A 23,856-nucleotide genomic window follows, 5' to 3' on the forward strand; every position below is an offset into this window, starting at 1 on the left:
ACATAACCTGAATAGCTGACACAAATTTCACCTTTTTACCACTTAGAAAATGGCCTGTTTTGTAGATAATACGCAACCAGGAATTTCCTTGGGAAATAGTTTTTCATTTACTTATTTCATACCAAATGAGGCGAGCCGTAATGCTTTTTAATTTTTATTGCGGCGATCACTTTTACAGGATATTGGCATGACTGCCACAACCCAAAGCAGTAACAAGAAAGGCATTGTCGATATTAAGGCACTGCTTGATAATATTCGGCTTAATCCCCGGATGATATTTTTCATTGCCGCCGCAGCTGCTATTTCAATTGTCATTGCGCTGCTGTTCTGGGCTAAAGAGCCAGACTACCGTGTCCTGTACAGCAATATTAGCGAGCAGGATGGCGGGGCGATTGTCACGCAACTGAAACAGATGCAGATACCGTACCGCTTTGCGGAACATGACGGTTCTATTCAGATACCCGCTGAGCAGGTGTATGAAGTGCGTCTCAAGCTGGCCCAGCAGGGGCTGCCGAAAGGTGGCGCCGTGGGCTTTGAACTGCTTGATCAGGAAAAATTTGGCATCAGCCAGTTTAACGAACAGGTGAACTTCCAGCGTGCGCTGGAGGGTGAGCTTTCGCGCACCATCGAAACGCTTGGCCCGGTCAGCGCCGCGCGAGTTCATTTGGCAATGCCGAAGCCGTCACTGTTTCTGCACGATCAGAAGCAACCTTCCGCGTCGGTGACGTTGACGTTAATCAGCGGCAGAACGCTGGATGCCGGCCAGGTGAGCGCGATTTCTTACATGATCTCCAGCGCCGTGCCGGGGCTGAGTGCCGACCGCGTGACGATTGTCGATCAAAGCGGGCATCTGATGACGCAGAGCGGTGAGCAGGCGACACAGACCACGCAGCTGAAATACACGCGCAAAATAGAAGCGGAATACCAGAATCGCATTCAGGCCATCCTGGCACCGATTGTCGGTGCACAAAACGTCAGAACGCAGGTCACCGCGCAGGTTGATTTCACGCAGCACGAACAAACTGCCGAGCAGTATCAGCCTAACAGCCGCCCGGAAGATATGGCGATCCGCAGCCGCCAGAGCAGCAATGCCGAGCAGGGCGGTAAGAATGCGGCGGGTGGCGTACCCGGTGCGTTAAGCAACCAGCCGCCAGCACCGGTTTCCGCGCCGATTGAGCAGCCGCCAGCGCCGCAGGCCAATGGACAAGGTGCGACCAACGCCAATGCGAACGCAACAGCGACGCCCGCCACCCCGGCGACGCCGTACAACAAGCAGAGCGATGAAACCACCAACTATGAAGTGGACAAAACGCTCACCCACATCAAGCGCAGCACCGGTACGGTGGAACGTCTCTCTGTTGCGGTGGTGGTGAACTATGTGCCTGGCGCAGACGGTAAAACTGCCGCGCTTAGCAAAGATAAGCTCGACCAGATCAACGCGCTGGTGAAAGAAGTGATGGGCTACTCCGACAAACGTGGCGACACGCTGAATGTCGTGAACACCCCGTTCAACGTTGAAGATGACGAACCGCAGGTTCCGCTGTGGAAACAGCCTGAAGTCATCAAACTGATGATGTCTGGCGCCCGTTATCTGTTTGTGGCGCTGATTGCCTGGATCCTGTGGCGTAAAGCGGTGCAACCGTTCTGGACGCGCCATCAGGAAATGCTGTTGCAGCGTATGGAGATGGAAAAAGAGGCGCGCCAGGCCGAGCTGGATGAGCAAATCCGTAAGCGTCAGAGCGCGGAAATGGCGAAAGCACAGCAGCGCGTTGAGGCGGAACAAAGCGCACAGCAGCTGCGTGAAATGGCCGATCAGGAGCCGCAGGTTATCGCGCTGGTTCTTCGTCAATGGTTGAATAAGGAGCAGAAGTCGTCATGAACGCCGCCCAGAAAAGCGCCATAGTCATGCTGACGCTCGGTGACGAGCGTGCAGCCGAAGTGTTTAAACATTTGAATACCCATGAAGTTACCTTAATCAGTAGCGCCATGGTTCACATCGGCAGTTATACCCACGATCAACTGGGCACGGTGATGAAAGAGTTCCGCCGTGATTCAGGTGAGTTTGCCGTGCTGGATGTGAATACCAACGAATACCTGCGCAGTGCGCTGGTGAAAGCGTTGGGTGAAGAGCGGGCGAATGCGCTGCTTGAAGATTTGCTGGATGCCAACGATGAGCGCAACGGTATTGAGACGCTCAACTTTATGGAACCGCAGATGGTCTTTGACCTTATCCGCGATGAGCATCCGCAGATTATCGCCACCATCCTTGTGCATCTGAAACGCAGCCAGGCAGCCGATCTGCTGGCGAAATTCGATGAGCGCGAACGTAACGACATCATGCTGCGTATCGCCACCTTCGGCGGCGTGCAGCCGGTGGCGTTGCAGGAACTGACCGAAGTGCTGAACAACTTGCTGCACGGTCAGAACATCAAGCGCAACAAGATGGGCGGTGTACGTCCTGCGGCGGAGATCCTCAACATGATGAAATCCCACCAGGAAGACGCGGCTATCGAAGCGGTGCGCGAATACGACCAGGAGCTGGCGCAGAAGATCATCGACGAGATGTTCCTGTTCGAAAACCTTGTCGAAATGGAAGATCGCAGCATCCAGCGCATTTTGCAGGAAGTGGATAACGAATCGCTGCTGGTGGCGCTCAAAGGCGTGGACGACGCGTTGCGTGATAAGTTCTTCCGCAATATGTCCAAACGTCAGGCCGATATTATGCGTGACGATCTGAACTCCCGTGGCCCGGTGCGTATGTCGCAAGTCGAAAACGAGCAGAAAGCGATCCTGTTGATTGTCCGTCGTCTGGCGGAAACCGGCGAAATCGTATTGGGTGGAGGCGACGATGTCTACGTCTAAAAAACAGTGGCAGTCGTGGCAGCCGGAAAATTTACTTCAGGAGTCATTTGGCCAGGAGAGCGAACTGCGTGAGGCGATTCCGGCAAGCGATCCGGCGACGGAAGCCGCGATGCAGGTAGAGTTGTCGCGTCTGCGTAAACAGGCCGAACAAAAAGGCTTTGCCCAGGGGCAGGCGCAGGGGCTGGAAGCAGGAAAAAAACAGGGCTACGAAGAGGGTTTTGCGCAAGGCCGGGAAGAGGGCGCAGCGCAGGGCGCGGCGGAGTACCGCCAGCACCAGCAGAAGCAGACGGACGATTTCGCCCAACTGCTTGATAACGTCAAAATAACGTTCGACAGCCTCGACAGCGTGATGCCTGCGCGTCTGGTGCAGGTCGCCCTGATGGCGGCGCGCAGCTTGTTGGGCGAAAGTGTGGTATCGACCTCGACCAACGCCTGGCTGATGACGCGCATTCAGCAACTGCTGCAGGAAGACACGTTGCAACAAGGCAATGTGCAGCTGTGGGTCAGCGCCGAGGAGTCTGCCGCTGTGCAGGAGACGTTGGGATCGGTGCTGGAAACCCGTGGCTGGGAATTGCGTACCGATGCGCAAATGTTGCCGGGCGGTTGCCGGTTAACCACCGACGGCGGCGAGCTGGACGCGACCACGGAAACCCGCTGGAACGAGCTGTGTAACCTGAGTCGTGAGGACTTCGCGTTATGACCGCCCGGTTGAAAAAGTGGCTTGATGGCATTGACCTGCGCGAGCACAAAATGGCGGAACTGCCGCTGTTTCGCCGCTATGGTCGGCTGACGCGCGCGACCGGGCTGGTGATGGAAGCGGTTGGTCTGAAATTGCCGATCGGCACGCTGTGCATTGTCGAACGCGAGAGCGAGACGGGCATCCAGCGCGTCGAGAGTGAAGTGGTGGGATTCAATGCCGAAACCCTCTATTTGATGCCGCTGGAAAACGTCGAAGGCGTGCTGCCTGGCGCCAGAGTGTATGCCTTTGGTAACAACGTCAAAGGCAAACTGCTGCCGCTGGGACCGGAGTTGCTGGGGCGCGTGCTGGATGCCAGCGCGCGTCCGCTCGATGGCCTGCCGCCGCCGGGGTCGACCGATCGCGGGCCGCTGTTCACCGCGCCGTTTAACCCGCTGCAGCGCGATCCGATTAAAAACGTGCTCGACGTGGGTGTTCGCGCGATCAACGGCTTACTGACCGTTGGTCGCGGCCAGCGTATGGGGTTGTTCGCCGGTTCCGGCGTCGGCAAAAGCGTACTGCTGGGCATGATGGCGCGTTTCACCAAAGCGGATGTCATTGTCGTCGGGTTGATTGGCGAGCGTGGTCGTGAGGTGAAGGACTTTATCGAGAACATTCTCGGTAAAGAGGGGCTTAAACGTTCCGTCGTTATCGCCGCACCAGCGGATGTGTCGCCGATTCTGCGTATGCAGGGCGCGGTTTATTGCACGCGTATCGCCGAGGATTTCCGCGATCGCGGCCTCGACGTGCTGCTGATTATGGACTCCTTAACCCGCTACGCGATGGCGCAGCGCGAAATTGCGCTCGCCATTGGCGAACCGCCCGCTACCAAAGGCTACCCGCCCTCGGTTTTCGCCAAGCTGCCTGCGCTGGTGGAACGTGCAGGTAACGGCACCAAAGGCGGCGGCTCGATCACCGCGTTTTATACCGTATTGACGGAAGGGGATGACCAGCAGGATCCGATTGCCGACTCGGCGCGTGCGATCCTCGATGGCCATATAGTGCTTTCGCGCAGGCTGGCGGAATCGGGCCACTACCCGGCGATTGATATCGAAGCCTCGATAAGCCGTGCGATGACCGAACTTATCGAACCGGTGCATTACAAAAAAGTGCAGCGCTTCAAACAGATGCTCTCGTCTTATCAGCGTAACCGCGATCTGGTGAGCGTGGGCGCGTATGCGGCAGGCAGCGATCCGTTGCTGGATCAGGCCATTAGCCTTTACCCCAACATGGAGCGTTATCTCCACCAGGGAATTCATGAATCCTGTGATTATCCGACCTCCTGCGCGGAGCTTTCCGCGCTGTTTCCGGATGCCGGGGTGAACTAATGCGGATAGTGCGTAATGGCCAGCCATAACCCAATGGATGTACTGCGTGAGCTGGCGGAAAAGAAGCTCAATGACACGACGGTACGGCTCGGCAGCGCTCGTCAGGCGCATGTCCAGGAGACCTCCCGACTGGAGCAGTTGCGCACGTACTCGCAAGAATACCGCCAGCAAATGCAAACAACGCTGACGCAAAGCCGCGTTTCAATTATGGCGCTACAGACACAGCAACGATTTTTAACCTCTCTGGATGGGGTGGTTGAGCAACAGGTCAGGCGGGTTTCCGCCAGCCAGTTTGCCGTGGATAACGTGCAGGACGCCTGGAAAAAAGATAAGCAGCGGCTGAATGCGTTTGAAGCGCTGAAAAACCGTGCTGAAGCCCAGCGATTGTTAAAAGAGAACCGGCTGGAACAAAAGCTGATGGATGAGTTTGCCCGTCGCGCCAGCCAAAGGAACATATAAGATGATTATCAGACCTTCTAACCCTACTCCCGCAAGCGATAGCGGACGCCAGACGGCATCCACCTCAGCCGCGCAGGAAGAGGGCGAGTTTTCTTCCGCGCTGAAAAAACAGCTGGCGGCAGAACAACCCGCAAAAAACGACAAAACAGCCCCTGCGCAGGAAGGCAATAAAAAACCTGCCGACAAAAAAGAGGAGCCGTCAGACGACGCCCGTCCGGCACAGCCTGCGACGCTGGCTATCGATCCGCTGGCGCAAGTGGCGAAGACAATCGCGTTGCCTGCGGAGGTGACCACCGCAGATGCGCTGCTTGCCCAGGGCGAACAGACCGCGCAACCGGCACTGGCGGATCTGGCGGCTTTACCGCAGAACATGATTGAGCCTGCAGTTGCTGTAACCCCGGCAAACGCACTTACACCAGCCGCAGTGGCGACCGACGTTCAAGCCGCTGACCCGTTAGCGCAAGTGACTTTTTCCGCCGTTCTCGGTGAGAAAGTGCAAACTCCGGTAACAGCCGCCACGGAGCGCGCTCCCGCGACCGGCAAAGGGCAGGGGATAACGGCAGCGCTTCACACGCCTTCACCACTTGCGGAGAAAGCCGTCGAGGGCAGCGAATCACGTTTGCCAGTAACAGACAGCGCGCAGCTTGCGGGGAATGGACAACACCAGGCCGCACCCGTGAGCGAGAGTTTCGCGACGGCGTTGCATGCGGTGAAAGCTGGCGAACCAGTACCGCAACTGAGTGCGATTTCTCACGCGGCACCCGTTACGGCACCGTCAACAACGCCCGCGTTAGCGTCTCCGGCGATGGCCACCGGCACCTTACAGGCGGAGGTGGGCACACCTGCGTGGCAGCAATCGCTGGGGCAGCAAATTGCGGTGTTCACCCGTAATGGCGTTCACCATGCGGAGCTGCGCCTGCATCCTGAGGAGTTGGGTGCGCTACAAATCAGCCTGCGCGTGAATAACGATCAGGCCCAGGTCCATTTCGTTTCAGAGAGCCATCAGGTGCGCTCGGCGCTGGAATCGGCGATACCGAACCTGCGCACCATGCTGGAAGAGTCCGGCATTTCGCTCGGACAGAGCAGCGTTGGTGCTGAAACTTCCTCTTCGGCGGGGGATACAACATCGGGTAATACCTCCGGGCAAGGAAAGTCTGATCCAGAACAAGGTGAAGGGGCTATTTCACTGGAAGAAGAGCGCCCAACACGCTCACGCATCATGCATTATTCCCGCGGAATCAATACGTTCGCTTAATGCGAATGCGCTAAATGGCAAGGTGCTGACAGTAATTTCAGTTTATCAGGGAATTGTCCTGCATGGGTGCTGTATTAAAATAACGGCATCCAGCAGGTTATCTGTCTTAAGTATGATTCCTGATTTATTTTTAATTACAGAGTTATTCATCAAATGCCGAAGAAGAAACAAGCCGCCCAGAGTGGGAAAAAAAGCCCGCTGTTGGTTTTACTCATTTTGTTAATTCTTATTGGTATGTGCGCTGGTGGCGCTTATGCCTATATGGAAATTAACAAACTCAAAACGCAAGTTGCTAATGGGAACAACGGTAAAACCCCTGCCGCAGTCGTTGAGCAAGCAGAACCGGTTTATTTAGATCTGGATACTTTTACCGTCAGCCTGAAACCTGATGCCCAGGAAAATGATCGCATTCTGTATATTGGGCTGACATTGAAAGTTAAAGATGCCGCAATGAAAGCGATGCTGGAAAAACATCTCCCTGAAGTTCGCAGTAATTTGTTAGTGCTTTTTTCTCAACAAACAGCGGCTGAATTAGTCGGTGATAAGGCGAAAGAAACGTTGGCATTAAAAGTAAAAGACGCGGTTAACGCATCACTTGCTGGCCAGCCTCAACCGATGGTGACAAACGTCCTGTTTAATGCATTCATTTTACGGTAACTATTATGTCGGACAGCATTTTATCACAGGACGAGATCGATAATCTTTTGAATGGCGGCCCCGGTGACGACGAGAAAAAGAGCGCGGAAACGGCACTGTCGTCAGCGGAAGATAATATCAAGCCTTATGATCCTAATACGCAGCGTCGGGTTATTCGCGAACGTTTATATTCTCTGGAAATTATTAATGAACGTTTTGCGCGACAGTTTCGTATCGGCTTGTTTAACATTCTGCGCCGTAGCCCGGATGTAACCGCCGGAAACATTAAAATTCAGCCGTACCATGAGTTTGCCCGCAATCTGCCGGTGATGACGAGTCTGAATCTGATTAACATGCATCCGCTGCGCGGCACGGCACTGTTCGTCTTCTCGCCCAACCTGGTGTTTACCGCGGTGGATAACCTCTTTGGTGGCGACGGACGTTTCCCGACAAAGGCCGATGGTCGCGAATTTACGCCCACAGAACAGCGTATTATCCAGCGGATGTTGGCCATGGCGCGCGAAGCATATGATTACGCCTGGACATCTATTTATAAGATCAAAACAGAATTTGTCCGTTCTGAATTACAGGTGAAGTTCACCAATATTACGTCGTCACCGAACGATATTGTGGTGACCACGCCGTTTCAGGTGGATATTGGTTCGCACAGTGGCGAATTACAAATTTGTATTCCGTTTAGCATTATCGAACCGATTCGCGAGTTGTTGACCAACCCGCCGCTGGAAAACTCGCAGCACGAAAATAACCAGTGGCGTAGCGCACTCGCTTCGCAAATGCGTGATACCGAACTGGAACTGGTGGTGAAATTCGCTGAGATTTCTACCCGGTTGTCCAGAATTATGAGCCTGAAACCTGACGATATTATTCCATTGGAAAAACCTGAAGACATTGGCGGGTTTGTTAACGATGTGCCGGTGATGTCCGGTAAATATGGCAGCGCCAATAATCAGTATGCTATCCAGGTGGAAAATTTGATGAATTCAACATTATTAGCCTTAAAGAAGGAGTGACCAACGAATGAGTGATATGGAACTTGAATCGGGGTCAAATAAATCCTCGCTTAACGACCTTTGGGGCGACGCGATGAGCGAACAAATGAACGAAAATAGTGCCGAGCTGCAAGCTGCGGTGAAAGACGATGTGATGGTTAATTTTTCTGAAGATTTAAATTTGGTGCTCGATATTCCGGTCAAAATGACCGTCGAACTGGGGCGCACAAAAATGACGATCAAAGAGTTATTAAGACTCAGCCCAGGTGCCATTGTTTCCCTGGAAGGGTTAGCCGGTGAGCCGCTGGATATTTTGATTAACGGTTACTTAATCGCCCAGGGTGAAGTGGTCGTCGTTTCGGATAAATTCGGTATTCGTATTACCGATATTATTACGCCGTCAGAGCGTATGCACCGCCTGAGCAGATAATGAATACCCCAACGATTAATACTGTTCAGCCCGTTGCCGGCGGGCCTGCCGTGGCCCCGGTCTCTATTGGCAATGTTGTTGGCGCGCTGGCGCTGGTGCTGTTGCTGATTGTGGCGATGGCCTGGATCTGCCGTCGCACTGGCGTCGCTTCACGAATGGTAAAGGGAAATAGCATTCTGTCGGTAAAACACACCCAGTCCCTTGGCGCGAGACAGCGTTTGGTGGTTGTCGAAGTGGATGACAAGTGGCTGCTGCTGGGCGTGACGCAGGAAAGTATTACTAACCTGATGACGATGGAGAAAAAAGCGGACGCTGAGCCGGTTCAGACTGCACCGTTTGCTGCCAGTTTTCAGGCGGCGTTAGTGAATCGCATTACCCGGTATAAAGGTGAGGGCAAAAAATGAGACGCAACACTCGCCTGCTGCCGGGACTGTTTGGCTTTGGGATCACGCTTGCCGGGATTTTCTTCCCCGCCGGGCTGACCTGGGCGGCCAGCACCGACATCATGCTTAGCCATTCGGCGAATGGCGAGAGCTGGTCACTGCCGGTACAAACGCTGGTTTTGATGACATCGCTGACGTTTTTGCCCGCGATACTGCTGATGATGACGGGTTTTACCCGCATTGTGATTGTGCTCGGGCTGCTGCGAAACGCCCTTGGCACCGCCAGTACGCCGCCTAACCAGGTGCTGCTGGGGCTGGCGCTGTTTCTGACGTTTTTCGTGATGTCGCCGGTGTTAAACCGTGTTTACGACGAAGCGTGGGTGCCGCTCTCGCAGGACAAGATTTCGATGGAAGTCGCGTTGCAAAAAGGGTCGCAACCCTTGCGCGCCTTCATGCTTAAACAGACCCGCGAAGGGGATCTGGCGCTCTTTTCCCGTATCGCCAAAGCGGAGCAGTTTAATACGGCCGACGATGTGCCGATGAGCATTCTGGTTCCTGCGTTTGTGACCAGCGAGCTGAAAACCGGTTTCCAGATCGGCTTTACGATGTTTATTCCTTTTTTGATTATCGACCTGGTAGTGGCAAGTGTGCTGATGGCGCTGGGGATGATGATGGTGCCTCCGGCAACGATTTCCCTGCCTTTTAAGCTGATGTTGTTTGTCCTGGTGGATGGCTGGCAGCTGGTTATCGGTTCCCTGGCGCAGAGCTTTTTTAGTTAGAGAGAAGAAGATGACCCCTGAAAGTGTCATGTCGCTTGGCTTCCAGGCGACGAAAGTCGGGCTGTTTATTGCCACACCATTATTGTTAGCCGCGCTGGCGGCGGGTTTGATTATCAGTATTTTGCAGGCATCGACGCAGATCAATGAAATGACCCTCTCTTTCATTCCGAAGATCCTCACCATTGTAGTGGTGCTGATCGCTTGCGGGCCGTGGATGCTGTCAACGCTGGTTGACTACATGCGTGGTCTGTACAGTAGCCTGCCTTATATCATTCGTTAACGATGCTTACGCTCTCGCTGGTTACGCTTTATGACCAGGTGAACCAGTATTTCTGGCCGTGCCTGCGCATGCTCGCCCTGTTCGGCGCGGCACCGATCTTCAGTGAAAAACAGATGAGTGCGCGGTTAAAAGTCGCGCTGGCTCTGATCACTGCTTTTCTTATCGCCCCGCAACTGCCGCAGAGTAACATCGCGATCGCCTCGTTCGACGGCTTCTGGGCATGCTGCCAGCAGCTGATTATCGGCATTGCTATCGGGCTTGCGGTACAGCTGATTTTCGTGGCGGTGCGTCACGCAGGCGAGATTATCGGTATGCAGATGGGTCTCTCTTTCGCCATGGTTTATGACCCCAGCGGCGGCCCGAGTATGCCAGTCGTTTCGCGGCTGCTGAACCTCTTTGTCACGCTGCTGTTTCTGACCTTCAATGGTCATCTTTATATGCTGGAAGTGGTGGCGAACAGCTTTGAGGCTTTCCCGATTAGCGCCGCGCCGCTCGGTCATGAAGGGTTTATGGCGATGGTCAAAGCAGGCAGCCTGATCTTTCGTTACGGCTTAATGCTGGGCCTGCCGGTTATCACCTTATTGCTGTGCCTCAACCTGACAATGGGGCTGCTCAACCGCCTGACGCCGCAGTTGTCCATTTTTGTGGTCGGTTTTCCGCTTTCTTTAACTGTCGGCATGGTGGCCATGTCGCTGGTGATGTACACGCTTGCACCCTTCTTTGAAAACATGATGGCGGGCATTTTCGACCATCTTTTTGTGATCCTGACGGGATTCAAATAACGCCAGAAGGGACGTTTTTAATCATCGCAATTCGTCACGGGATGTGACACTGAGTAGGTAAGGGACTATGAGTGAAAAAAAGGCAGTCAGTATCGCTAACGTTTTGATTTACAGCGAAGATGTGTTTTCAACACTGGGATTAACCACGCTGATTAAGTTCTATCGTCCGAGCTTGCGCATCAGCCATATCGCAAGCCCACAAGACGTGCAGGGCGTGTCCGGCAATAAAGTGCGCTTTGTGATTGCAGTTGCCACGCAGACCACCAATCTGATGTCGTTGATGAATACCATGCAGTTTTTGCGCGAAGCGAAGCCGGATTTGCCGTGCCTGTTGCTGAGCGACGATCTTGACCCTGTTTTGCCCGCCCTGATGCCGGATATTCCGACGCTGTGTCTGAATACGCCTATTCGCCACATTTATGAGTCAATCAGTCGTTTGCTGTCACGTAAAGGGACGATATCGCCGCGATATTCTGCGCTACCGCTTTTAACACAGCGCCAGCGCGAGGTGCTTTGTCTGCTGGCCTCCGGTGCCAGCGCTCAGGATGTTTCTACTGAGCTTGGGATCAGCCTGAAAACGGCTTACGTTCACCGGCGCGATATCCTGATGCGGCTCAACATTAGCCCGAGTTATTATCGTGGTGTCTTTACCGGCCGCTTGTCATAACGGGCGCAAATAACAGAAAGACAACAGCCTCGCCTGCTCAACGTTATGCTGAGCAGGCGAGGCTGTTATTGGCGGTGTGAAGATGATTTTGCCCGCTGTCGGGGCAAATCATGCCATCACTGCAATGTGGTCGGTGCGCCAGCCGCGAAGTTGAGCAGCGGGCTACGCTTCAGCGCGCGTGAAGGTGGCACGCAGAGGCTGCAGGTAAAGCCATTGAACATGTGCTCCGGTGTGGTGATAAAACTGCCGCCACAACAGTCGCACTGCGTCTGTTTAAGCATGCCGCCGTCAATAAAGCGCAACAGCGTCCATGCACGGGTTAACCCCAGCACCGGTTCTTCATTTTCTTCAGCCAAACCGTGTTCCATATAGAGACGGTAGGCTTTCAGCATCACTTCAACAGAGCGGCCAGGCTCGACCTTCTGCAGGTAAAGATAAATATTATAAAAAATGGAGGAGTGAATATTCTGCTCCCACGCCATATACCAGTCGGCGGAGAAAGGCAGCATACCTTTCGCCGGTGAATCCCCTTTCAGCTCTTTATAGAGCTTTAACAGTTTTCTGCGGCTAAGGCTGGTTTCACTCTCCAGCACCTGCATTCTGGCGCCGAAATTAATCAACTGCATGGCAATATGCGTATCTTTAATTTCCGACATAATGCTTTTTTCGTGCAACATTGAGTCTTCCATTACGCCGCCTCGCTGCCATCTTGGTTGAGCGTATTAAGCAGATTGCTCGACAAAATAATGCCGGTATGCAAACGCTGAAGCGCATCAATACGCGAGTCTTTGGTCAGGCAGTTGATCATCACATCATCATCAATACGCAACCGGCTAATCAGCTGGCCTGAAGTGGACAGTTTAATCAGTTGCGGCAGTGACAAGCTGCGTAAGGTTTCCATCGTGGTTTCGTTTAAACCGAGGCGGAAACCGGCTGCAATTTTATCTTCACGGATCAGACGCTGTGCCAGTAATAAATAGGACAGGTTCAGATCCTGGATAGATTGCATTTGTTCGTCAAAATTTTGTTCGTTCATAAAGTTGCTCCCGCAAAAAACAGACGATGCGCTGTCTTTCGCTGTTATTTAAAAATTAAATATGCGAGCAACCACTTCATTTCGATATTAATTAAAAATACTAAAAGGTAAATCTTTTAACAGCTTTAATATAGTTGTGCAGGTGATTGTATTATGTTCCTGCTTAAATCTTTGTTTCCAGGACTTTTCCTGACAACGGAAATAAGTTTACACAAAAGGATTCATACGAACAATGGAAATAATGCGGAAAAAATAGGCGGTTTGTAAAGTTGTGTTTTTGTTACTAATTTAACTTTAGGAATTACAGGTGGTTAGAGAATTTTCAAGAAAATCGATAACTTTAATTACAAAATGAGGAAAAACCTGTTGAGAAAAATTATCTTTTGCAGTCTGGATTTATCTTATTGAATTTTATCTATAAATAATGCCGATTTGCGTGAATGATAATAGTTTTTTTCTAACGTTAATTTATTACATCGCTTTAACAAGCAGGCCGCTAAATGTCACATATAGGAAAAATCACAACGCTTATTTAAAGAGTTGAACAAAGTCGATGCAAATAACATTTTTTTGTATAAGTCTTTTCTCATGCACTTTTTATTAAAAGGGCAAGCGGTGAGTAAAAAGCAATACGTTGGCACCGCTTACCCGAAAGAACCCGGAAATGAAAGGGTTAGTGAGTAAATCTAAAAGGGGCCGCCAAATGGAGCCGCCAGCCTTATCGCTTCGTTGACTTCTGCGAGCGGTCCGGATAGTGATGGGATATTCGCTTCGGCGAGCTTCTCTAATCGCTGAGCAGGATCTGCTTCTTCGTCAAAAAACACGGCGATTTTTTCTATTTCCAAAATTCGGTAGGCTTCTCTATCACCCGTTATCAAGGTGTTACGTATTGCCAGTAGCAGTTGCAGAAAATCGGCATCGGTTTTGCTGACGTTGGCAACCCATGCTTTCACTACGTCCAGACTGGCAATATCTCGCCACGCGTAGAGGTAACTTAATAAATGCGGAATGTTTAAAAGTTGATTCTTCACATCATCGTTATCCATGCGTTCGGCAAGGAGCCTACGCAATGTGTTTAACTCGCTGGCGGAAAACGAGGGTACATCGTGCGGTTCCATACTTTTTGGCTGAAGGGGAGTGAGCAGGCTTTGGCCAAACTGGGCAATCCATCGCAGAGCCTCACCCTTTTTTATCTTTACCTCAAGGAAAGTGCATAAGGGAGTTCGATCTTCGATTAACAGCTGCTTCGTAAGTTGTAAAGCCAGCGCACGCGTGCCGGACTCCTGCGGGCGGTAAAAAGGATCACGCGCCTCGAATTTGGCTTCAACGACATCACCTTGCTGAAAGAAGAAGTTGAGCAAGCCAAACAGTTGCTTAGGTTTTGCTTCAGCAATAACGCGCGGGGTAAGGCGGGTAATAATATGCTCAAACCAGGTCTGCGATGAGACGCCTTTGCTGTGAATTTCGCCGAGCAGACGCTGAGCGAGTTTTTCTTCATCATTACCCGCCATGGACAAAATCTCCTGAATGGCAGACTCCGATAATACGTTTTGCGGCGCGGAAAAGGAGAAATAATAGCGCCAGTAACCCGCGCTACCGAGACGCCTTAATGTTGTCAATTCGTCTCGCTTGTTTTCATCTATTTCACTGAACACGCTTATGTTTTTATCGCCACCGCCCTGCACACCCGGAACCCACTTACCGAGCGTCCAGGCATTGCGCCCCGAGGAGTACTTGAACAAAGCAAGTTTGGTCGCCAGATCGTCGGTCATCGCATTTTGGTCGGCGCTGTTAATGGCGCCGTCACCCGACTCAACAATAGAGCGCTCGGTGAGATAGTGTTCGATCCAGTCATGCAGGCCTGGGTTAACGACGCGAATGAGTTGCAGGAAACAGAGATCGGGGAAATAGACATAATCGCGCATGGCCGGGTAGCGAAACTGTAATGCGTTTAATGCCAGGCGGACTTCGCGCGGCGTGGAGAACTCGTTGCCATAGGCATCCACTGCTTTGTTCAACACTGCAAACGCCTCTGTATCTAAATCGCGTCCCTGAATTTTTTTATACAGTTCAAGTGCGCCGGCCAGGAATTCCCGGTGCAGGTCGAACGCTTCCGGGCGCGGTAAGCTGAATGAGAGCTGCACGATTTTTTGCAGATATAAACGCCCATCCGTGACGCCAAGGCCGTGCTCGATGGCCTTGGCCAGCACATCGCGGTCGTAACACATCACGTAACGAAAGCGGGGAAAGTCGGCGACCGAACGCACCATTCGCAATATTTCGACGGCCTGCGCCGGTTCCAGCCGATCGAGATCGTCGAGGACAATAATAAATGTCAGTTGAAGTTCTTCCAGGCTGCTTTCGATCTCCGAGCGCAGATCGGCGGCGCTTTTCTCACTGTCTGAGCCGAGCTTTGTCAGCGCTTCGGTAATCTTATCCGCACCACCCAGAAGCGGGATGATACTCGCCATATCCGCCAGCGGTTGGGCGAGTCTGGCGGTCGAGCGGACATAACGCAGCACACGATCTTTTGTCTCATTTAGCGTCTTTTTTGTGCTCTTAAACTTCTGTTCTCGTTCAGATAATGTGCGAGTTTGTTCCCGATCCAGGATAAGCGCGACGGGCATTAAAAGCGATGCGACCGGACTAATACCGTCGCCATTAAGCCAGGGAGAGATATGCAACACATGGGTCTTTTCTGGCTTCGTCTTCTCCAGTTCCTGAAGTAGTAAGTTGATGAGGCTCGTCTTCCCTGAACCCCAGACACCTTCGATACCAATGACGGCGGAGCCTTCATCGTCCATTGCCTGGATTGCCTGCGCTAACCCTTTGGCAACCGCAGTGAGCCCGTAACGATCTTCATCCGCATTTTTTACCGGTGCGTCCGGACCAACCAGACCATATCTTCCATCTGTTTTCATTTTGATACCTGTTCCATTCATTCAGATAACGGCACAGGAAGACAAGCGTGCCGGGGGGGCCTCATGCGCGTTTTCAATTTATCCATCGCATTGTGTATTAAGTGAGTGTCTTGAGGAAAAAGACAAGCCGCAACCCATGAAATGTAGGAGGGGCTTATCGGTCGCTTTAGCATGTGAGACTTCGGTGTTAATAAGGGGGCGTGTTGTCCTTGCCACGGTGGTCGCTCCTGCGTGAATTGGTATACGATTTTAGGTATACATCGTAACGTATACCAATAATCACCGGATTCAGCCGGATCGTCTCGGACAATGACAGATACAAAAAAGCCCGCAGGGCTTGTGCCGTGCGGGCTTTCAGGATTTCACCGGACGTATCCGGATCATGAAGTGGTGGAGCTGGCGGGAGTTGAACCCGCGCCCATGTTTTATTAAGCGTTTGAATATTAAGTATAAATTTACAATGAAATACCACGCGTGTATTTTACGTACACTCTGACGTATCCTTGACGTCCACACCTTGTCCAGTATTTGTAAGATCCCTCTCAGCTTTTAACAATGCCGATGACGGTGCCTTTTCACACTCAGCACAACGCTGGGTTCTTTCGTAATATGCTCATCTGTTGAACAATTACCTTAAAGGTAATAAACTGCAAAGACGATAACTGTAGTTATCGACATCAAGAGCCGCTGATGACGCAGTTATCAGTGGCTTTTTGCACCTTTACTGCGTTGCCAGTGAAGTGTTGAGGAGGTAAGCATGAGAACAGTAGCGAGAAGATCGATACAGACGATTGAGCGTCGGACTCAACTCGTCAGTTCTTTTGTTGACTCAAAAACAGAGAAAGAATTCTTCGTGCGAAGGCTGAGCGATCGTGTATCACCGGCGCGACAGTTGTTTATCGTGACACTTAATAATGAAGTATGTGACGGCGATGTGATCCCATTTGCAGAGATTGCCATGAACCATCAAAAGTTGCGATATGTTGTAAGGCCTGTGGATCAATACCCTCAGTACGTCAATGGCAATCTGCTCGAGCGAATCGAAGCGGCGATTGCGCAGTACATGAAGAATCATAAGGAAATTCACTACCATTAGAAGGCTGCAGCATGGCTCCTGCGCTAATACCGTCTTACAGCAAGGATTTGAGCATTACGCCCTTTGGCGAAAAGCTTCTCATTGAAACTTTCTACTTTTTCACAATCGAAGCAGGCCTTTTAAGGGCTGATGAATACATAGTTTCCTCTGGTGAATATCAATATTATCTTGACGTTTACCAGTTGGGATGTTCGACCGATGATTTCTTTTTAGATCATGGGCTTGATCTGATTGATATGAACATACCGATGCAAGATATTGTTAACACTCTACTTGCACTGGATATGGTCGATGACACTAAAACAATCAGAATTGGTCGTATCCAGTTTAATGATTTTAACTTCATAGAAGAAAACGGCCAGCTGATGACTGGTAAACAGATAAAAAGCGCCGTTATCGCTCCTGACTTCCAGTCAGCGGGCCTTGCGCGAGAAGTTTATAAAATGCTCGCCAAAAAACATGAATTCCTAATTTGCGATAATATTCAAAGCATCGCAGGTGGTGCTCTTTGGGCAAGCAGTATCATTCGTATTGCAGAGGTCAGGATCTATAATTCACGTACGAAGAAGTTTATGGACATTCTAGGCCCGGGTGCGCGTGGCGTGTCAGGTACATTGCCCTGGAGCGCTAACGATTTATCTGTTGACGAGATAGTTCGTTGGGGCCGTGCGTATGATGATAAAAACTGTTGCCGTCATATTGTGCATGTGATTTGTAAAGACAGGCTCATAGAAGACCAATTCCATGAGTATGTATCAATAGGTGGGGCAACAGAGTAACTACCCAACAAACCCGGTATTTCCCGGGTTTATTGTTTCTGCTGACTTATTTCTTCAGACCAACTGCAATCGCGGTTTTTCCGTCGTATTCAGCTAAGTATGAACCGTAGTGGCGAAATAACATTTCCGGTCCTTTATGTCCCATCTGGCCAGCAAGCCAGAAAAGGTTGGCGCCCTGGCTGATATGACGTGTCGCGAATGTATGCCGGGTTTGGTATGGATTTCGGTAACGTATACCGGCCTTCCGCAACGTCGGTACCCAGGCTTTTTTGCGGATAGCATCTGCGCTCGCCCATGGTTTATTTGTTTTCGGATCCTCAAATACTGTTGCGTCCTTCAGGAAGGTGAAAGCTTTCTGTGATGCCAGCACCGCCATAGCCTGATCATTAAGCTCAACCTTACGTGTCCCAGCCTTTGTTTTTGTCCCTTTGATCACCCCTACGACACTGGCGCTCTGAACGTGCGCGGTTTTCCCGATAAAATCTATGTCGCGCCAGCGCAGCGCGCAGAGCTCTGAACTCCGTAAACCGGTCTGAATGGCGAACATAAACAGGTTTTCCCACTGCTTGTTACCGGCAGACAAGAGAAGGGCATCAACTTCAGCAGGTGAAAGTGGATCGACTATATAGTCGCTGTCAGAGCTGGCCTTATCGCTTTGGTACCGGGAAGCGGTGACCAGCGATACCGGGTTAATTTGCAAGACTCCATCGGTCACTGCCTCATCAAGAGCAGATCGCAAAAAAGAAAGCTGGTTTCTGATGGTCTTCAAAGTCGTTGTGCGGTTCTGGATCCATGATTTCATTGCTGCCGGCGTCAGCTCGCTTGCCGGAAATGAATGAAGCTCACTCAACGCACTGCGGCATTTTTTATAACCGCCAATAGTTGATGGCGATAACTTCCGTGTTTCACATATTGACAGGTACTCATCAAGGTACATTTTTACTGTTTTACCAGTGGCGGCATTACCGAATATTTTCAGTCTTGCTGAACGTGGGAAGTATTCTGCATAAATAAAAGTTCCACGTTCAATTTTATTATGAATTTCGCCGAGCGTTCTCTCGGCGTATTTCAGGTTTTTATTATTCACTTCCAGATTGGAAAGGGGCTCACGGCATTTAACCCCTTTATAGGTGAAAGTAATATTGATCGTCTCGCCCTGGCTGTGTTTCCTTATGGTCACACCGCGCGGGAGCTTTGGCGATTCTGTCTTGCCCATTTAGCAACCTCACTAAGATCAATCCATCTTTCCTTTACGCCTTCAACTTTCAAAACCTGAACACCCTCAAACCAAACGCCACGCTGTAATCGTTTGTTGATGGCCTCTGCTGTTTCTCCGGTTTCTTTGCAATACGTCGAGATGGGAACACAATCGAGGTTCAGCATAGATTCTCCACACCGGCTGCAACCGGCTAACTGATTTTATACGCGCAAGACGAACACCCGTCCCTGGCGCCGTCGTTACATTTCACACAAATAGCAGGTTCGCTGGTGGGTTTTTCCACCAGTTTCATGATCGGGGCAGGGACGAGCACCGGCATCGGAACTCTCTGGCGCTTGGCTTCCTCCATTAGCTTTGCCAGTTCCAGCAGCCGCGCCTTGCAACCCATAGCTTCAGCGCGCCACCAGATCACGTCTTTGCGCAAGCGCCGTTGTCGCCGTAATTTCAGTTTGCTGGCCATTAGCGCTTCAACCCCTCGAATGAAACAGTGGCATTAAACATGTCACTCGGATCGCGGTAGAACTTAATGGAGTGAACGCGGAGAACGCCGATACGGTTGTTGGTAAATGAAATCGCGAAGGTGTCACCTTTCTTAGGCATCGGTTCGTAAATCAGACCGGCGCCAAAGTAATGGCCGGTGATCTCCATCTTTCCGTTTTCCTTGAAGCCGTGAACGAAGCGCAGGGCGTGGCCCCAAGTTTGCTTGGTGTAGTCGAACTCGGTGCTTTCAGCCCTGTTACCTTTCAGTAGTGCGAATAATTTAGCGAGCATGGCCTGCCCCCAATTCAATCAGCTGCTGGCAATCCACACAGGTCTTGCAACCAGCAACAGCAGCGCGCCTCGCTTCCGGTATAGCCTCGCCGCACTCTTCGCAATGCTCGGCTGACGCCCTATTACGGTCGATGCGAATGCGTTGTAAGGCGTGCGCCATGTTGAGCTCTACCAGCTCGTTGGCCTGGTCAATGATTTCAGTTGCCATCATGCACCCCTTTCACCCGCTCAAACTGGCGGGCGATGGCTGCCGCTTCGGGTGATGGTTCTGGATGGTTGCGGATCTGAGTCCCATAAAATTGATACAGTGCGCCCGCAGCAACAGAAACCAGCGTGGAGAAATCACAAACAACCGTGTCGCCATTAAGCACTTCAACGTTCGCAATTGTAGTTAGCGCTCTAATCAAAACATCATCATCAGCAAGAGATGGCTGGCGCGCTGCGGCAATATAAGCAAGATTGAGAGCTTCGAGGCGAGAAGACAGCTCTTTAATCAGATCCGAATAAACACTGGTCTGCTTGATGCTGGTGGCGTAACTGTTGGCAGTTCTCACCAGTTCGATAATGGTCATTGATGTCAGTTGTTGTCTCATTGCGTTGTATCTCCTTTGCGCGCTGCAACACGCGATTTTTGGATGCACGAAGCCCTCGCCAGGTGGCGATAATTAAATTGATTTCGCTTCCATAAATGCCCCCGGAGGGGCATTTGCAGCAGAGAAATTAAGCGTTGAAGGTACCGATAAAAGTTTCCACCGCGCTGTCTTTGAATTTTTCGACCAGCAGATCGCGGAATTCGGCGGCCATTTCTTCTTCGTAGCTTTCCAGTTGCGTGATACGCAGAACCAGCACCGGATTGTCGCTGGCCAGAATGCTCATACGTAACTTGATGCGGTACTCGCCGAGCCCTTCATAAGGGATGCACTTAAATTCGAACGCCGCCGGCATAATGTCTTTGCTCTTGGCTTCAACACTTTCCATCACAGAACGTTTGCCGCTGAAGTCCTGATCTTCATATTCCGCGCTGCGGATAGCGTCGATCGTAATTTTGCGAACTGCCGCCGCCGCGCGCTTGGCTTCGATAACCTGCCCGTCGGCATCGAACCCGGTGACATAATCAGACCAGTCTTCCAGCCACTCAGCCAGTTGCTTCTGGCTGTTGCGATCGCCGTTGATTTTCAGCAGTGCGGTATACGGTGAGGTGCGTTTCAGTGCCAGCACAGCTTTGTTATCTGCATGACCGGGGTTTTCCAGCGTGCCCAGGTTGAATACCGATACCGCTGCCATGTTGTCGGCATTGATAAAACAGCGGGTGCCGTCAGCAGCATAGTCGCTGGAGTAGCGGACGAAATCTTCGATACTCTGTGTTTCCATCTTTCCGCGGAACCGAAAACGGGTGGTATAAAGCTTTTCCAGACTTTCCACGCTTACATCTTTCGGCAGCGCGACAGCCGGGCAGTCAGCGCCAGCGAGCTTTTCTTCAACCAACTGACTGAAAACCAGATCACGGATCTGAGTGATGGCGGTTGAGTCGACTTGTTGAGACATGGTTTTTCCTTACGTGAATGATTAAGAAACCGGGCCGGTTAGCGCTGTGCCTGGTTCGGCTGGCCCTGAAGGGTGAACAGTTGACCCTGGTCTTCCTGCAATACGGTGAGCTTACCGCCGCGGTTGACATACATCGGGGTTTTGGTGGTGTCCTCTTCGGAGGTCTTGCCGCGCGGTGTAGGCTTAACGAACGCCAGCTTATGGACGATTTCAACGCGCTTTTCTTCCATAGAGTTGCTGATGCGGGACAAGTCAAAGGTCAGAGTGACTTTCCCTTTGTTGCCGTTGTTCAGCACGCCCAGGGCAACTTCATTCAGTGCTGCCGCCACTTTGTTTTCGAACACACCGCCGTCGAGTTCCCCGAAGAAGTCGGGGATATTGGTCAAACGTTCTTTGTCCATCGGTCTTACCCTCAGAATGGCGGCAGACACCGCCGGTTAGTATCTCCACACAACACAGGAGAGCACCTGCGGTGAGAAGCCGCCCGACGGGATTGGGGAATGAGCCGTCCCGTCGGTGATGCTCTCTTGTGTTGCGTAAAAAATTGCGGCGCCCTCACGGGAAAGATCCGACGCCGCCAAAAACTACCAGTTGGCATTTATACTGTTGTGTGGTGCCAGACGCTTATCTTCTGGTTACCGTCGAAGCGGCTGCAATTCACCACAACTGGAAGCGCACTCCCGCTTAATCACACCTGCCACCCATAACTGATGAGAGAAGGAGTGCGCTTTCATGTTGTGTGCCTGGCTTTTAACCACATCAGGTTCGGTGGTGTCCTGGTGTTCTCACCCAACCAGAAGGGCTCGAATATGGACACGGTGCTGCAGCAACAAATCAACCAACTGACTCTCGAAATTGCCCGCCTGAAAGAGGCTCAGGCAGTAGCCGAGAAAAACGTTGTAAACCTCGTCGCACGTTCTGAATTCACCATTGCGCTTCTCTCGGCTCTTATCACTGACGGCACCATCAGCACCGATGATGCTGTGGATTTCATCATGGAGGCTCCTGTCGAAATTCCCGGTTACACTGAGAGCGTCGAGCAGGCCCGCCACACCGTTATCGAAATCCTTAGCTATCCGAGAGCGCACTTTTAGCCGCCGCGTTTTACCGGACTCTTCCCGGTGGTCACACCGAATCGCCACGATGGTGAATCGCTCAGGCCGAAGTACGGGGCTGGCTTGCACATTCCGGCTACCCGCTTGGGTTAGGGATACTGTCAAGGGAACCCACCGGACCGCTGCGACGCATGTGCCATACGTCGTTGTTGCTTGTAGGTACATTATGTACCGCAAGGATACATTGTCAAGCGTAAAAAAACCTGCCGAAGCAGGTTTAATGAATGGTTTAATTTTTTATCTTATTTCTTCTTGGCTTACCTGAAAAAATGACGGTTCCTATGATTGAACAGTTCCCGTTTATTTTTATGTAAGGCTCAGGCCAGTTTGGATTTAGCGCTTTTAGGTACTTACTTCCGCCATCCTCAATAAGCCTTTTGAAAGTTGTTTCTCCGGTTTCATGCATAAGAGCTATTACATCATCACCATGAGATGCGGCTACTTCCGGGTCTACAAAAATCATATCGCCTGGACTGTATTCCGTAATCATTGAATCCCCTATGACTCGAAGAATGTAGGTCATAGGGCTACAAGCTACAGGGCATGGATAGTTTTCCGTCACACTTAAATCAACCTCTGTATAACCTGCTTCTGTCCATGCGCCTGCTTGTACCCAAGATATTACCGGCACTAATGTGAATGTCTTATTGGTATTCGACACATCCAGCGCTTTGGAAACATTAGTGGTTTGATGTTCCTGATCCAGCCAGCCTGTCGGCAGATTGAAACATTTCTCGATGTGGCGAGCCATATCATCGCCTATGTTTTTTGTTGCCCCATTCCCCATGAAACGGCTTGTTTGAGTCGGGTCGCGGTCAATCATGGCGGCAAATGAAGTATTGCCACCCGCACCATCTCTTAGTTTCCGGGCGTTATCCCGGCGAATTTCGTTAATCGTTTTCATCCCAAAATTAAACATCGTGTACCTTATGGGTACAAGTACCTTGAGGGTTCATTATTTTCGTGTAATATGTACACAGGAGGTACATAACATGAAAGACTACTGGGATTCACTAACCAAAGGGCAGCAAGGCGAGTTAGCCAAATGTGTCGGATCAACTCCTGGTTATCTGCGCCTTGTTTTTAATGGCTACAAAAAAGCTGGTTTCTCATTGGCAAAAAAGCTGGAAGAGAAAACGGGCGGTTCTATTACTAAGTCGGATCTGCGTCCGGATATTTATCCGAAACAGTAACAGCGATTGCGCTGTTCGGTAACTACCAAAGGAAAAACAAGATGGTAGAGCACAGCTTGAAAGAAGTGGTTAAGGCGATGTGTAAAGCCTATCCCGGTGGACGTGAAGCGATGGCCGGTGCACTTGGCATGACTGCCACGCAGTTCAATAACAACCTTTACGAGAAAAACGGTTGCCGGTTTTTCGAAGTGACAGAGCTGGAGGCGATGGAGGATTTATCAAATACCTCACTCCTGGCTGATTACTACGCGAAGCGTCGCGGTTGTCTGCTGGTGGATATTCCGACATTTGAAGAACTGGATCGGGTTGACCTGTTTAGCCGGGCGATGCGCACCGCCGCAGCACGCGGTCAGGTTGATCAGATTATCCAGCATGCACTGGAAGACGGGGTGATTGAAAAGCATGAAGCAGAACTTATCCACGAATATCACCGCCGTCATATGGCTGCGCGTGAAGAAGAAGTCGCGGCAATCATCGAATTATTCAGCCGCAAAAAGAAATGACGCCAGCAGGTTGCAGCCTCTGGCGTCGTGGCGTGTCGATCGTGGTGGAGATACCTACGCATGAACAGTTT

The 23,856-nt window shown here is 51.3% G+C and carries 31 protein-coding genes; 19 read left to right on the plus strand and 12 right to left on the minus strand.

What is annotated here, in order from left to right; translation table 11 throughout:
* The first annotated feature begins 187 nt into the window (after positions 1–187).
* The 14 genes from fliF to M8Q36_RS11800 all read left to right on the plus strand — a co-directional run bounded on the left by fliF (position 188) and on the right by M8Q36_RS11800 (position 11,607).
* Positions 188–1,879, plus strand: a complete 1,692-nt coding sequence (gene fliF, locus M8Q36_RS11735) for a flagellar basal-body MS-ring/collar protein FliF (protein ID WP_249880994.1) — start codon at positions 188–190, stop codon at positions 1,877–1,879.
* Positions 1,876–2,862, plus strand: a complete 987-nt coding sequence (gene fliG / locus M8Q36_RS11740) for a flagellar motor switch protein FliG (protein ID WP_249880996.1) — start codon at positions 1,876–1,878, stop codon at positions 2,860–2,862. Before fliF ends, fliG begins: the two co-directional genes overlap by 4 nt.
* Positions 2,849–3,562, plus strand: coding sequence for a flagellar assembly protein FliH (locus tag M8Q36_RS11745; RefSeq protein ID WP_249880997.1), 714 nt, complete (start codon positions 2,849–2,851; stop codon positions 3,560–3,562). The genes fliG and M8Q36_RS11745 overlap by 14 nt, the downstream gene beginning before the upstream one ends.
* Positions 3,559–4,926, plus strand: coding sequence for a flagellar protein export ATPase FliI (gene fliI / locus M8Q36_RS11750; RefSeq protein WP_283945951.1), 1,368 nt, complete (start codon positions 3,559–3,561; stop codon positions 4,924–4,926). Before M8Q36_RS11745 ends, fliI begins: the two co-directional genes overlap by 4 nt.
* 15 nt (positions 4,927–4,941) lie before the next feature.
* A complete protein-coding gene (gene fliJ, locus M8Q36_RS11755; protein WP_020454831.1) occupies positions 4,942–5,385 on the plus strand; it encodes a flagellar export protein FliJ in 444 nt (147 codons plus the stop codon).
* Position 5,386: 1 nt separating this feature from the next.
* Positions 5,387–6,640: a flagellar hook-length control protein FliK gene (locus tag M8Q36_RS11760; protein WP_249880998.1), complete on the plus strand. Its 1,254-nt coding sequence runs from the start codon at positions 5,387–5,389 to the stop codon at positions 6,638–6,640.
* Positions 6,641–6,793: 153 nt separating this feature from the next.
* A complete protein-coding gene (gene fliL, locus M8Q36_RS11765; protein WP_249880999.1) occupies positions 6,794–7,297 on the plus strand; it encodes a flagellar basal body-associated protein FliL in 504 nt (167 codons plus the stop codon).
* A 5-nt stretch (positions 7,298–7,302) separates the two neighbouring features.
* Complete coding sequence (gene fliM / locus M8Q36_RS11770) at positions 7,303–8,307, plus strand: flagellar motor switch protein FliM (protein WP_249881000.1); 1,005 nt, start codon at positions 7,303–7,305, stop codon at positions 8,305–8,307.
* A gap of 7 nt (positions 8,308–8,314) precedes the next feature.
* A complete protein-coding gene (gene fliN / locus M8Q36_RS11775) occupies positions 8,315–8,716 on the plus strand; it encodes a flagellar motor switch protein FliN (RefSeq protein WP_249881001.1) in 402 nt (133 codons plus the stop codon).
* The gene (fliO, locus tag M8Q36_RS11780) at positions 8,716–9,120 is read left to right on the plus strand and encodes a flagellar biosynthetic protein FliO (RefSeq protein WP_249881002.1); all 405 of its coding nucleotides are present in this window, start codon (positions 8,716–8,718) and stop codon (positions 9,118–9,120) included. Before fliN ends, fliO begins: the two co-directional genes overlap by 1 nt.
* Entirely contained in the window at positions 9,117–9,878 is a 762-nt protein-coding gene (gene fliP / locus M8Q36_RS11785) for a flagellar type III secretion system pore protein FliP (RefSeq protein ID WP_416211225.1), read from the plus strand. Before fliO ends, fliP begins: the two co-directional genes overlap by 4 nt.
* Positions 9,879–9,888: 10 nt before the next feature.
* Positions 9,889–10,158 carry a flagellar biosynthesis protein FliQ gene (gene fliQ, locus M8Q36_RS11790; protein ID WP_249881003.1) on the plus strand — a complete coding sequence of 90 codons (270 nt, stop codon included), beginning with the start codon at positions 9,889–9,891 and terminating at the stop codon, positions 10,156–10,158.
* Positions 10,159–10,160: 2 nt separating this feature from the next.
* Entirely contained in the window at positions 10,161–10,940 is a 780-nt protein-coding gene (gene fliR / locus M8Q36_RS11795; protein ID WP_249881004.1) for a flagellar biosynthetic protein FliR, read from the plus strand.
* A gap of 67 nt (positions 10,941–11,007) precedes the next feature.
* Positions 11,008–11,607, plus strand: a complete 600-nt coding sequence (locus tag M8Q36_RS11800) for a helix-turn-helix domain-containing protein (RefSeq protein ID WP_249881005.1) — start codon at positions 11,008–11,010, stop codon at positions 11,605–11,607.
* 116 nt (positions 11,608–11,723) lie between these two features.
* Here M8Q36_RS11800 and flhC read toward each other — a convergent pair whose 3' ends face one another.
* The 3 genes from flhC to M8Q36_RS11815 all read right to left on the minus strand — a co-directional run bounded on the left by flhC (position 11,724) and on the right by M8Q36_RS11815 (position 15,564).
* Positions 11,724–12,281, minus strand: a complete 558-nt coding sequence (gene flhC / locus M8Q36_RS11805) for a flagellar transcriptional regulator FlhC (protein WP_052332815.1) — start codon at positions 12,279–12,281, stop codon at positions 11,724–11,726.
* Positions 12,282–12,295: 14 nt separating this feature from the next.
* Positions 12,296–12,643 (minus strand): flagellar transcriptional regulator FlhD, encoded by a 348-nt coding sequence (gene flhD, locus M8Q36_RS11810; protein ID WP_131409015.1) that lies wholly within the window; start codon positions 12,641–12,643, stop codon positions 12,296–12,298.
* Positions 12,644–13,329: 686 nt separating this feature from the next.
* Positions 13,330–15,564 carry a KAP family P-loop NTPase fold protein gene (locus M8Q36_RS11815; protein ID WP_249881006.1) on the minus strand — a complete coding sequence of 745 codons (2,235 nt, stop codon included), beginning with the start codon at positions 15,562–15,564 and terminating at the stop codon, positions 13,330–13,332.
* Positions 15,565–16,321: 757 nt separating this feature from the next.
* On the opposite strand from M8Q36_RS11815, the gene M8Q36_RS11820 reads away from it, so the two are divergent.
* Together M8Q36_RS11820 and M8Q36_RS11825 are read left to right on the plus strand one after the other, a co-directional pair.
* Positions 16,322–16,660 carry a hypothetical protein gene (locus M8Q36_RS11820; RefSeq protein WP_249881007.1) on the plus strand — a complete coding sequence of 113 codons (339 nt, stop codon included), beginning with the start codon at positions 16,322–16,324 and terminating at the stop codon, positions 16,658–16,660.
* A gap of 11 nt (positions 16,661–16,671) precedes the next feature.
* Positions 16,672–17,439 carry a hypothetical protein gene (locus tag M8Q36_RS11825; protein WP_249881008.1) on the plus strand — a complete coding sequence of 256 codons (768 nt, stop codon included), beginning with the start codon at positions 16,672–16,674 and terminating at the stop codon, positions 17,437–17,439.
* A 46-nt stretch (positions 17,440–17,485) separates the two neighbouring features.
* On the opposite strand, the gene M8Q36_RS11830 is transcribed toward M8Q36_RS11825, so the two are convergent.
* The 8 genes from M8Q36_RS11830 to M8Q36_RS11865 form a co-directional block, all read right to left on the minus strand.
* Positions 17,486–18,655 carry a site-specific integrase gene (locus M8Q36_RS11830; protein ID WP_249881009.1) on the minus strand — a complete coding sequence of 390 codons (1,170 nt, stop codon included), beginning with the start codon at positions 18,653–18,655 and terminating at the stop codon, positions 17,486–17,488.
* Positions 18,616–18,822: an excisionase gene (locus M8Q36_RS11835; protein WP_131409031.1), complete on the minus strand. Its 207-nt coding sequence runs from the start codon at positions 18,820–18,822 to the stop codon at positions 18,616–18,618. Before M8Q36_RS11835 ends, M8Q36_RS11830 begins: the two co-directional genes overlap by 40 nt.
* A gap of 26 nt (positions 18,823–18,848) precedes the next feature.
* Positions 18,849–19,118, minus strand: coding sequence for a hypothetical protein (locus M8Q36_RS11840; protein ID WP_249881010.1), 270 nt, complete (start codon positions 19,116–19,118; stop codon positions 18,849–18,851).
* Positions 19,118–19,429: a hypothetical protein gene (locus M8Q36_RS11845; RefSeq protein ID WP_249881011.1), complete on the minus strand. Its 312-nt coding sequence runs from the start codon at positions 19,427–19,429 to the stop codon at positions 19,118–19,120. Before M8Q36_RS11845 ends, M8Q36_RS11840 begins: the two co-directional genes overlap by 1 nt.
* On the minus strand, positions 19,419–19,637 hold the full coding sequence (locus tag M8Q36_RS11850) for a TraR/DksA C4-type zinc finger protein (RefSeq protein ID WP_249882762.1): 219 nt from the start codon (positions 19,635–19,637) through the stop codon (positions 19,419–19,421). The genes M8Q36_RS11845 and M8Q36_RS11850 overlap by 11 nt, the downstream gene beginning before the upstream one ends.
* The gene (locus tag M8Q36_RS11855; RefSeq protein WP_249881012.1) at positions 19,627–20,022 is read right to left on the minus strand and encodes a hypothetical protein; all 396 of its coding nucleotides are present in this window, start codon (positions 20,020–20,022) and stop codon (positions 19,627–19,629) included. Before M8Q36_RS11855 ends, M8Q36_RS11850 begins: the two co-directional genes overlap by 11 nt.
* Positions 20,023–20,149: 127 nt before the next feature.
* Positions 20,150–20,974, minus strand: coding sequence for a YfdQ family protein (locus M8Q36_RS11860; RefSeq protein ID WP_249881013.1), 825 nt, complete (start codon positions 20,972–20,974; stop codon positions 20,150–20,152).
* 38 nt (positions 20,975–21,012) lie between these two features.
* On the minus strand, positions 21,013–21,375 hold the full coding sequence (locus M8Q36_RS11865; protein ID WP_249881015.1) for a YfdP family phage-associated protein: 363 nt from the start codon (positions 21,373–21,375) through the stop codon (positions 21,013–21,015).
* A 408-nt stretch (positions 21,376–21,783) separates the two neighbouring features.
* Here M8Q36_RS11865 and M8Q36_RS11870 point away from each other — a divergent pair, with 408 nt between their 5' ends.
* Complete coding sequence (locus M8Q36_RS11870; protein ID WP_249881016.1) at positions 21,784–22,068, plus strand: hypothetical protein; 285 nt, start codon at positions 21,784–21,786, stop codon at positions 22,066–22,068.
* Between the two features lie 250 nt (positions 22,069–22,318).
* Here the strand turns inward: M8Q36_RS11870 and M8Q36_RS11875 are convergent, their stop codons facing one another.
* A complete protein-coding gene (locus M8Q36_RS11875) occupies positions 22,319–22,993 on the minus strand; it encodes a LexA family protein (RefSeq protein ID WP_249882763.1) in 675 nt (224 codons plus the stop codon).
* A gap of 88 nt (positions 22,994–23,081) precedes the next feature.
* Here M8Q36_RS11875 and M8Q36_RS11880 point away from each other — a divergent pair, with 88 nt between their 5' ends.
* Together M8Q36_RS11880 and M8Q36_RS11885 are read left to right on the plus strand one after the other, a co-directional pair.
* Positions 23,082–23,282, plus strand: coding sequence for a transcriptional regulator (locus tag M8Q36_RS11880; protein ID WP_249881018.1), 201 nt, complete (start codon positions 23,082–23,084; stop codon positions 23,280–23,282).
* A gap of 41 nt (positions 23,283–23,323) precedes the next feature.
* Positions 23,324–23,785: a YmfL family putative regulatory protein gene (locus M8Q36_RS11885; RefSeq protein WP_249881022.1), complete on the plus strand. Its 462-nt coding sequence runs from the start codon at positions 23,324–23,326 to the stop codon at positions 23,783–23,785.
* Positions 23,786–23,856 lie beyond the last annotated feature (71 nt).

Origin of the sequence: Kosakonia sp. R1.Fl (assembly GCF_023516815.1) — a bacterium.
GTDB lineage: Bacteria > Pseudomonadota > Gammaproteobacteria > Enterobacterales > Enterobacteriaceae > Kosakonia.